Source organism: Moorena sp. SIO4E2, assembly GCF_010671945.1.
Lineage (GTDB): Bacteria > Cyanobacteriota > Cyanobacteriia > Cyanobacteriales > Coleofasciculaceae > Moorena > Moorena producens.
In genome coordinates, this window is the sequence record NZ_JAAHIE010000377.1 from 1 (window position 1) to 7,356 (window position 7,356).

Annotated in this window: 6 protein-coding genes and 3 pseudogenes; 4 read left to right on the forward strand and 5 right to left on the reverse strand. The window is 40.3% G+C overall.

The genetic code is table 11. From position 1 onward, the window contains the following. The first annotated feature begins 332 nt into the window (after positions 1–332). Complete coding sequence (gene tpiA, locus F6K37_RS27745; protein WP_287253634.1) at positions 333–1,076, forward strand: triose-phosphate isomerase; 744 nt, start codon at positions 333–335, stop codon at positions 1,074–1,076. Between the two features lie 439 nt (positions 1,077–1,515). Here tpiA and F6K37_RS27750 read toward each other — a convergent pair. After that, positions 1,516–2,210, reverse strand: a pseudogene (locus tag F6K37_RS27750) (IS1 family transposase). Between the two features lie 77 nt (positions 2,211–2,287). On the opposite strand from F6K37_RS27750, the gene F6K37_RS27755 reads away from it, so the two are divergent. From F6K37_RS27755 to F6K37_RS27765, 3 genes are all read left to right on the forward strand, one after another. Next, positions 2,288–2,695, forward strand: coding sequence for a DMT family protein (locus F6K37_RS27755; protein WP_287253636.1), 408 nt, complete (start codon positions 2,288–2,290; stop codon positions 2,693–2,695). A gap of 66 nt (positions 2,696–2,761) precedes the next feature. Continuing rightward, a complete protein-coding gene (locus F6K37_RS27760) occupies positions 2,762–3,073 on the forward strand; it encodes a DMT family protein (RefSeq protein WP_287253638.1) in 312 nt (103 codons plus the stop codon). 103 nt (positions 3,074–3,176) lie between these two features. Next, the gene (locus F6K37_RS27765) at positions 3,177–4,112 is read left to right on the forward strand and encodes a tyrosine-type recombinase/integrase (protein WP_353813176.1); all 936 of its coding nucleotides are present in this window, start codon (positions 3,177–3,179) and stop codon (positions 4,110–4,112) included. A 388-nt stretch (positions 4,113–4,500) separates the two neighbouring features. Here F6K37_RS27765 and F6K37_RS27770 read toward each other — a convergent pair. The 4 genes and pseudogenes from F6K37_RS27770 to F6K37_RS27785 all read right to left on the reverse strand — a co-directional run. After that, positions 4,501–5,304, reverse strand: a pseudogene (locus tag F6K37_RS27770) (IS4 family transposase); the annotation flags it as partial. A gap of 45 nt (positions 5,305–5,349) precedes the next feature. Beyond that, the gene (locus F6K37_RS27775; protein ID WP_287253640.1) at positions 5,350–6,441 is read right to left on the reverse strand and encodes an ISAs1 family transposase; all 1,092 of its coding nucleotides are present in this window, start codon (positions 6,439–6,441) and stop codon (positions 5,350–5,352) included. A 101-nt stretch (positions 6,442–6,542) separates the two neighbouring features. Further along, positions 6,543–6,881: pseudogene (locus F6K37_RS27780) on the reverse strand (IS4 family transposase); the annotation flags it as partial. A 361-nt stretch (positions 6,882–7,242) separates the two neighbouring features. Continuing rightward, positions 7,243–7,356: transposase (locus F6K37_RS27785; RefSeq protein WP_353838575.1), on the reverse strand; the 114-nt coding region annotated here is incomplete at its 5' end.

The following is a 7,356-nucleotide window of genomic DNA, read 5'->3' on the forward strand; positions in this document are numbered from 1 at the left end:
CATTTTTGGGATGTGAGTGGTTTCTTTCCTGAGAATGCTGGCTCCCCCAACCAGATGTCAATGCCCAAAGCGCCCATCCCTGGTAAGGGGTTCGTGAAATCGCGCTCAACTTTTGTCAGTCAACCAGGTAGCTATACACTTGTGAGTAGATTTTTTTTCTGGGTCATAACTGGGATTTTTCTTGACTACCCCATTTACCCAGATTTTTCTGTTTTGTCCAACCCCTTCCCTACTTGCTTTTCAAGCACTTGTGTCCGTCAGCAAGGATTTTCAGACTTGTTATATCCCTAATCTTATGTGAAGATAGCTTTGTAATTTACTGGGTTAGTGGGATGAAAAAAACGCTGATTGTTGCTAACTGGAAAATGCAAAAAAATCAGGCTGAGTCCGTGGAATTTTTACATACACTCATACCTGAGCTGGAGAAAACGCCTCCAGAAAGGGAAATCGTTCTGTGTGCCCCGTTTACTGCTTTGGGCAGTCTGTTTAACCATCTAAATGGCAGTCAAATCCGACTCGGCGCTCAAAATGTTCACTGGGCAGATGGAGGGGCATATACTGGAGAGATTTCAGCTTCAATGCTAGCAGACATTGGCGTACACTATGTTATTATTGGTCACTGCGAACGCCGTCAATGTTTATGTGAAACGGAAGAAATAATTAATCTGCGCCTGAAAGCAGCTCAACACTATGCCTTAATCCCAATTCTCTGTGTCGGCGAAACTCAGCAACAACGGGATGCAGGCGAAACGGAAAAGGTTTTAATCAATCAGTTGAAATCGTCCTTAGTCGATGTCGATCTTAATCATTTACTGATTGCTTATGAAGCAGTTTGGGCAATTGGTACGGGACTGACTTGTCAACCCTCGGAAGCCAATCGCGTGATTCGTTTCATTCGTGAGCAATTGGATCATAAAGATATATCGATTCTTTACGGCGGTTCCGTCAAACCCAATAATATCGATGAAATCATGACCCAACCCGAAATCGATGGGGTAATGGTCGGCCGAGCCAGTTTAGACCCAGTCAATTTAGCCCAAATTGCGAATTATAGTTATAGTTATTCGCTGTGTTAATCACAATGCCAAGTGCAAAGAATCTCGGATCTCCTAGACTAAGTCTGATAAATTACCTTGAAATAACTCTCAAAATCTTTGCTCATCAAGGCTTTTGAGAATCCAAGGAAGCAATTCTAAAGGAAGCGGCTTTTGATCGACGTCAGTTCGACGAACTTAAGAGCGATCACGCAACGTGACGATAGCCATAGCGCGACAAACAACAACTGACTCAGTATTTGACTAAGTATTTATACTGATGATATTTGGACGAAAATTTGTGGAGTGAAGAGAAAGCTGAGACTTATGCTATCAGTAGCAGTTGTTATAGTCTCAGCTATGGGCGTAGATGGAAGGTTCGTGCAATTTAGGGCAATCTGTAGCTGAAATGACTGCTATGTATAGTTTCTAGCCTGTGGATTGTTCTTTTCTCTGTAGCCAAATTTTTGGCGTTGCTGAATCATGAAATGGTTTCACCTGAAAGGGGGATTTTATGATATTTTAAATAATAAATAAGAAGCCTAATTGATAATTCCAACATTTCTAATGATTTAGAATAGCAAAGAGTGCGTCGATGTAGTCTAGCCAAATAATGTCTTAATCTCATATTTTCATTTTCTATTCTAGTCATATAAGTTTTTTTAGTTAAATGGTCAATATCATTAATAAATATTTTATAAACAACATATTTATCAGTAACATACCAAAAGCTATGCCAACATTTTACGCTCTTCCAAAGCTTTTTAAAAGTTTCCGAACTCCGGTCACCAACTATAAAGTTTAAAATTCCGGGATAGCGCTTGTTAGCTGCGGTCCACATCCAAATCTTGTTTTTTTTTACAAAGGTTTGTAGCTCATCTATTTCAGTTATTTCAGGGATTTATTCAGTGAAACATACATCTTTTAAGCGTAAACTAATTTTTTTTTCCAACCTATTATGGTGGTATTGTGAACACCAGTCACTCTTTCTATGGCTCTAAAGCCCATGCCATTTAGATACATTTTTAGGCACAGCAATTTAGTTTTTTCATCGTAACCACGCTCAGTTTTAACCTCTATAAATTGTCGTCCACATTCGTTGCATTTATATCTTTGTTTTCCTCTTTGATGACCATATTTATGAGTTTTATTGCTATGACATCTAGGGCATTCCATGGTTTTATTTTTAGTATACCATTTTTGGATTCAGCAACGCCAAATTTTTAGGGTAATTAATAGGATAAAAACTTGTAGTGTGGAAACAAAATAATCTTTTATTCGCCGAAAAATCTAACCCTGTAACAGAGAGTTTCCGAGCTTTTGTCGTACCGATCATGCTCTTCACATCTAGTATGATCATGGCAATCGCTTGGCTCGGACATCTGAAATTTAACCAATTTCCCTTGATATGGGCTATATTATGCTCTTGGCTGCTTGTGCTTCCAGAATATGTTATCAATATTGTTGCAATTCGGCTAGGTTATAAAGTTTACACTGGGGCACAGATGGCGGCTTTTCGTCTCTGTTCTGGGGTAATTTGCGTTGCCCTGGTCTCCCGACTGTTACTGGGAGAGGATTTGGGCATAAAAAAACTATTTGGTTTTGGGCTAATGATTATCGCCATGGTTTTCATTAGCAGGAAATCCTCCCACACTGCTTAATGCTAAGTTACCTTCAGAATAGAAATTACATTTTGATTTTCAATGAAAGTCGTTTTAGTTCCCCTAATGCTATGTTTATCAAGTTTACTGATGGCTTTCGCTTGGCTGGGTCATATCCGGTTCCAAAACCAAGGATTTCTCCTGGCTCTCCTCATCAGTTGGGTAATTGTCCTCCCAGAATACATTCTTAATGTTTTAGCAATTCGTTATGGTCATGGAGTCTACACTGGAGGGGAAATGGCGGCATTGAATCTGGGCACGGGAGTTTTGTCTGTCGCCCTTGTGTCCCGTTTATTTCTCAAAGAGTCTATGAATTACTATCAAATATTCGGTTTTTTCCTGATGACCTGGGCAATTATGCTCGTCGTCTATGAGTAATTTGTAGACAATGCTGAGGCTGGGGGAACGGGCAACAGTATACTGTGAAAGTAGTGTGACCCTTCTTACTTATTGGAACGCCCCTTCTGATAAGCGGATCAGTGTGACCCTCACTACTACATCACTCTCTCTCACCACAGCTTTACCCTTGACTGGGCATCCAGCACGGGTTTATCTGAACAGCTTGAGTCTTGGGTCGCAGCCTACAATGAAGCAAGCCTTAGATGCGATCGCATCCCTACTTACTAATAACGAATGCGATGCAGACACTCTTGACTGGGCAGCCCTTACCTATCAGCACACCGCCGCCGTCCAAGCTGCATTATTAGAGATAAATGCCCCCGCCACAGTTCAAAAAAAGATGGCAGCGCTCAGGGGAGTATTAACTGTGGCAAAGAAGTTAAAACTGATGGATGCAGAAGATTATGAGGCAGCCGTGGATTTACCCAGGATCAAGAATCATCCCTTACCCAGAGGTCGCGCATTAACTCAAGCAGAAATTACGGCACTCATTAAGGTGTGTGCCTCTGATACAACTAACCAAGGGGCTAGGGATACCGCCCTAATTGGGATACTACGGGGTGCAGGACTGCGACGGGCAGAGGTGGTGAAGCTGGAAGTGCGGGATTTTGATGGTGATAGTGGTGCATTGGAAGTGCGCCAGGGTAAGGGGGGTAAAGATAGGACGGTTTATTTACCGGAAGGTGCGATCGCGTTTGTGAATGATTGGTTGAGCACGAGAGGTAATCAACCAGGGGCGCTCTTGTGCCCAATACAGAAAGGTGGACAGATACAGTACAGAAAAATGACCCCCCAGGCCGTATTGTTGATTTTGCAGAAACGAGCTAAACAGGCTGGGGTGGAGTCCTTTAGTCCCCATGATTTTCGCAGAACCTTCTGCTCTGATTTGCTTGATGCTGGGATTGATATTGTGACCGTCCAGAAGTTAGCAGGTCATGCTTCCCCTGTGACTACGGCCAAGTATGATAGGCGGGGTGAGGAGGTTAAGCGTAGGGCGGTGCAGAAGTTGGGGTTTTAAAGGGAAAGCGGAAAATGGGCTAATCGTGTTTTTGTAAGATTGTAAGTTGTAGGGTTGTGAGATTGCGGTTGATCAGGAGAGTATTGGAGCGATATAGCTCTTTTTGGATAGGATTGCATGCTCCAGATTGGGTTCAATCTCTGATAATTTTGTCAGATTTAGCCTTTTCTTTGATGAGTCTCAAACTTCACAAACGGCTTCATTTCCAGTGTGGATTTCACGCTAAGTCCCATATCTAGAGTGCTTTGTAGCGGGAGCATCCTATTTTGGCACGTTAGCTCTTTTTAGGGGGCTGAAGCCCTTAAAATATCGGTGCTTTGATGTCTACTTTGATGTCTACAAAATCTAGGAGTGAGTGAGTATATTTGCTGGGGGGCGACGAAATAATCTAAAACCCAGACTCTATAAGCGATATAGCCCTTAGACCTCGTTGATAATACTTTCGTTTATTAGGATTTAATCTCATTAATTCGGTTACTAATTCTATACAAACATCTTTTAAATTAACCCAGGTTTGACCATATAAACCAACGTAAAAACTGCTATTTCTGCGCTCTATTCTATCAGGTTCTTTGACACGAGCCACATATTTTTGTATTCCTTGACGTTTAATATGCTGACCTTTAATAGTTGCAGAAGTGTAAGCTATGGCTATCAATAAAACTAAAGAAATAAACCGTTCACCTTCAACTTTAGTATTCTCTAAATGATAACCATCAGTCTTGAAGTCTCTAAACATTTCCTCTATATTAAATCTTTTTTTGTAAGCTGAAATTGCCAGCTCTAAGCTATCAAAGTTTGTCAGAATAAACCATCCTTCCTTAGGAGCTATACCTTTGAGTATACGTTGCCACTTACAAGCTACATTAAAATTTGTAAATCCCCGAGTCTTAGTCACTTTTACTCCTTGTATAAATAAAGACACACCAGGTATTAAACCTAAATCATTGAGTGCAACCCAATTATCTTTTTTATATTCAACAAACTCATTCTTTTTTAAACGTAAACAAAAGTATACACCCAAGCTCTGGAGATACTTAGCTAGTTTTACAGAGCAAAATTCTCTATCTCCTAATACACACACTTTATAGTTTTTAATAATCGGTACAATCTTTGATAAAACACTTTGTTGTTCTGTTAAATTACTACTCCCTAACTTGGGCAACAAAGTAAAATATATTGGAAACGCTCTGTCTTGATGCAGTCGCTCATGGGCAGGGCTGTTTCATTCCCAAAATTATTGCAAAAGTGCCAAAAGTGTGGGGATGTTGTTGCTAATTAATCTTTGAGCAATAGTCACAGATGAAAAACCGTTACTACGTAGGAGATTAATAACAATGCTACGAATAATGGACATATTGGCAGGAGCGTGGGCTGCTTTGATGGAGGAACGGTCTTCTTTAAAAACCACATCTTTTGACCAATGCAAGCGATTTTCAATTCCCCAATGTCCACGAATGCCTTGTGCGAAAATCTCAGCATCAGCGACCAAACTACTGATGTAGTAAGCAACCATTACATATGGTTGTCTACCTCGCTGTCCTGTTCTTTCAACCTTAATTAGGGTTTTCAAGCCAATCCATTGGTTAGTGATACCAGTCAAATCATCAAACACACTGATACGTCTTTTGGTGAGGCGACCATGTTTTTTCTCGATGCTAGTATGAGTTGTCAGGGGCACTGCTGATTGTGTATTGACTTGAATCTGTTGATAGAGCTTGGGCTGATTATTTTTTCCCGCGATGGCATAATGATTCCCACTGTTGATAATTAAGTCGCAGGTTTTTTTTTTGCAGTGTAGAGAATCCAAGCTCAATACTGCTTGTTCTAAGTGAAGTGTCTTAATCAAAGCTTGAACTGTACTGATTTCACTGCCATGTTTGTTCTCGAACTGATTTTGAGTTAATACTAAACCCTGATCATGAGTGAATACCGACACCACGCAAATAAAATTCTGATATTTGGTGTTGCTATTGCTCACTGTGCCTCTGATACTTTTGCCATCAATGCTTAACCATTCTCCAGGACTGATTTGGATATACTCTGATGCCCAACTTTGAAAGACCTTGGCAAAGTTATCAAAATCTATACCCATCATGACACGACGTATGGTGGAGTAAGATGGCACACGCCCTTTTGGTATTTTCAAGGCTTCGATTAAATCTTCTCGGTGACGTTGTGCAAAATCTCCCAGGGCACGGTAACCCAAGTATCCACTCATTGTTCCCATGATGACTATTAGCAGTACCACCCACAACGGATGTCGTCTGCCGTCAGTAGTACGAAAATCCCTTACTTCACCGAGTCTTTCAATCAAAGAAGAGCTCATTGTTTTGATTATCTTACAACATTCTCTTAGTATATGGGCTTTCTGAGGGAATGAAACAGCCCTGCGCTCATGGGGGGCCCCCAAGACCGCGCTGCATCGCTTTTATCCCAAATAAGGCTAACCATGATTAAATTAATGCGACCCCAATTTGTTCTATCAATTGCTAGATAAATTAGGGTTTCTGAAGTAAAGTATGTTTTCAATAATTCTTCAAATATTGGAACCCAAACTTTTTCAATTGTTAGGTTTGGTAAGGATAAAAATCTTTGTAGTCTTTTTCTTCTACTTTCAAATTTAATTGGTAAAGGGAGAGTATTTGCTAATTTTTCTAAGTTAACTTTTTTAATTGACTGTAAGAAATTGATCAGAATTTTTTAAAAAATATATTCAGCTAGACTAAGTTGACTTTTTATGTGGTTTTGGTAGAATGCTGGTAACATTGTTAACACGTAGGTCTTGTTGCAAATTAGAGACCTACTTTTTTTTACCACAAAATGCTACTAACTTTACATAGCAAGCATTTCAGCTTGTTTCGTCGCCCCCCCAGGTATATTTGTCGTCGGGTAATACTGTTTCCAACAAGGGATGCTTCCTTTGTAGCCTCATTGTCAGCTCGTGAGCTTGCAAACAGTAACATACAAAGCGGTGATGTATTAAAAAATAGGAATCTATCATTATATCTGAGTAAGTAGGGCAGATTAACTAGGGCTACGATGAGTACTACACCATTAATTATTTGTCTTCCGGATTAATTCTGATCAAATTAGAGTTGATGCCTAAGTCTTACCCTAGGGCGTGTCATCAATTAAGCCAGATAACGGTAGCAGCCAGATAAATTGCGGATAGAAAGTTTATTGCCCGTTTATCATAGCGTGTGGCAATCGCTCGATATTGCTTGAGTTGGGCAAAGAAGTT